The following is a 1,774-nucleotide window of genomic DNA, read 5'->3' as shown; positions in this document are numbered from 1 at the left end:
TCGGTTAATTGTCTACCAAACGGGGTACAGTTCATTAAGGGGCCTAAAATCATAAACAGCTAAAGATTAATAGAAACCGCTGGGATCTTCTGAAAGATTAATCAAAATATTCTTACATTGAGTATAGTGCTCTAAGATCATCTTATGAGTTTCTCGTCCGATGCCGGATTGCTTATATCCGCCAAAAGGTGACCCCTCCGGGATCTGATTATAGGTATTAACCCACATTCTGCCGGTCTGAATTGATCGAGCCACACGTAAAGCACGATTAATATCAGTAGTCCAAACCGCACCTCCTAAACCGTAGACACTGTCATTTGCCATAGCAATGACCTCATCTTCGGTCTTAAACTTAATCACAACGGCCACCGGACCGAAAATTTCTTCTTGAGCAACTCTGCAAGAATTATTGACGTTGGCAAGCAAAGTAGGACGCATAAAAGCTCCATTCTTTAGCTTATCATCAGTAAGCCTTTCCCCGCCGCAAAGAACGGTTGCTCCCTCATTCTTACCGATTTCAACGTAGCTTAAAATCTTCTCCAGCTGATTTTCATTGATCTGCGAGCCCATCTGAACGCCGTCATCCCAAGGAAGGCCTACTTTAATTGAGTTAAAGTGCTTAACAAGCTCCGAAACGAATTTATCGTAAATACCTTCCTGAACAAAGATACGAGATCCGGCGCAGCAGACCTGTCCCTGATTGAAAAGAATACCGAGCTGAGCTCCGTCCAAAGCCTGATTGAATCGGCAATCATCAAAAATAATATTGGCAGACTTTCCGCCTAACTCCAAAGTTGACGGAATAAGGCGCTTAGCTGCAGCAAGAGCAACATCACGGCCGATCTCTGTCGAACCGGTAAAAGCAAGTTTGGCAAAACCGTCGTGCTCAAGCATATAGTTGCCGGCTTTAAAGCCTTTGCCGGTAAGCACATTGAACACTCCGGGCGGAATTACATCAGAAGTAAGCTCAGCAAGGCGCAATACCGAAAGGGGAGTCGTGCTTGAAGGTTTAATTACGGTACAGTCACCTGCAGCAAGTACCGGAGCCAGCTTCCATGCTGCCATCAGGAAAGGAAAATTCCAAGGGACGATTTGACCGACGACACCTATAGGTTCACGCAAAATAATTGATAAAAAGGCATTATCTAAAACTTGAGCAGATCCTTCCTCTGCAAGGATTACACCGGCAAAGTATCTAAAGTGAGCTGATGCGTACGGAATATCAATAATCCGTGTTTCACGAAGAGGTTTTCCGTTATCAGCTGACTCGATAAGTGCTAATTCCTCTTTATTTGCGTCAATAATATCTGCAACTTTATTTAAGATAGCCGCACGCTCTTTGGGAGTAGTTTTTGACCAGGAAATAAAAGCCTTTTGGGCTGCTTTGACCGCTGCATCTACATCTTCTTTTGAAGCATCAGCACATTCTGCTAAAAAATCACCGGTTGCCGGGCAATATGTTTTGATTACGGCGTTATCAGAGGCGTCTTTCCATTTTCCGTCTATATACAGGCCGTATTTTTCTTTTAGTTTTAACATCGAGGGTAACATGACAATACTCCTTAGTTTGCAAATTCAATTGTTAAATTAATGCAAAAATAGGAGAAAAAAAGTACAGATGTAAACAATTATCAATTAAGTTACAAATTAATTGAAAAACATCACAAAAGATAAACCGAAATAAAAGGCAGGAAAACGAAAAAGCCGCTATCAATATGACAGCGGCTCTTAAAAAGATAAGCCCGGCAATGACCTGCTCTCGCGCAAACGTACG

General features: G+C 42.4%; 1 protein-coding gene. It reads right to left on the bottom strand.

Features of this window, described 5'->3' with window-relative positions:
- Positions 1-66: 66 nt before the first annotated feature.
- Positions 67-1,551: an aldehyde dehydrogenase family protein gene (locus HMPREF9444_RS04280; protein WP_148514356.1), complete on the bottom strand. Its 1,485-nt coding sequence runs from the start codon at positions 1,549-1,551 to the stop codon at positions 67-69.
- Positions 1,552-1,774 lie beyond the last annotated feature (223 nt).

The organism is Succinatimonas hippei YIT 12066 (genome assembly GCF_000188195.1).
In the GTDB taxonomy this organism is placed as follows: domain Bacteria; phylum Pseudomonadota; class Gammaproteobacteria; order Enterobacterales; family Succinivibrionaceae; genus Succinatimonas; species Succinatimonas hippei.
This window is presented reverse-complemented; position numbering and strand designations above follow the sequence as displayed.